The sequence below is a fragment of the Streptomyces sp. SID3343 genome (assembly GCF_009865215.1).
GTDB lineage: Bacteria > Actinomycetota > Actinomycetes > Streptomycetales > Streptomycetaceae > Embleya.
Map to the genome: position 1 here is coordinate 1 of NZ_WWJX01000412.1, position 421 is coordinate 421.

Below are 421 nucleotides of genomic sequence, written 5' to 3' on the forward strand. Positions count from 1 at the left end.
TCGCCTTCACCGAGGACCCCGACTACGTCCGCGCCCTGTACGGCGACGACCTGGTCGACCGCGCCCAACACTGGGCGACGTCGACCACGATGAAGCTCACCGGGACGGGTGCCTGGTGACCGCACCCACCGAGGACGTCCGCCCGCAGGACCTGGCCCGCCTCGCGCTGCGGGCCGCGCTCGCCGCGGCCCGCGACCGCACCGGCGACGCACCCGTGAAACGAACCCGCACTGGCAGGTCCTCGACGGCCCGGACCGACGACCGCGACCCACAACCCTTGGGCGGCCTCCTCGAGCAGCTGCTCACCGACCACGGCTGGACCGCACCGGTCACCGGCGGATCCATCCCCGACACCTGGCCCCGGACCTGCCCCGAATACGCCGACAAGGTCACCGCCGGCCACTACGACCCCGACACCGGC

General features: G+C 73.6%; 1 pseudogene. It reads left to right on the plus strand.

Annotation, left to right across the window (positions count from 1 at the left end):
- Positions 1 to 115: 115 nt before the first annotated feature.
- A pseudogene (locus GT354_RS13480) lies at positions 116 to 421 on the plus strand (DUF721 domain-containing protein); the annotation flags it as partial.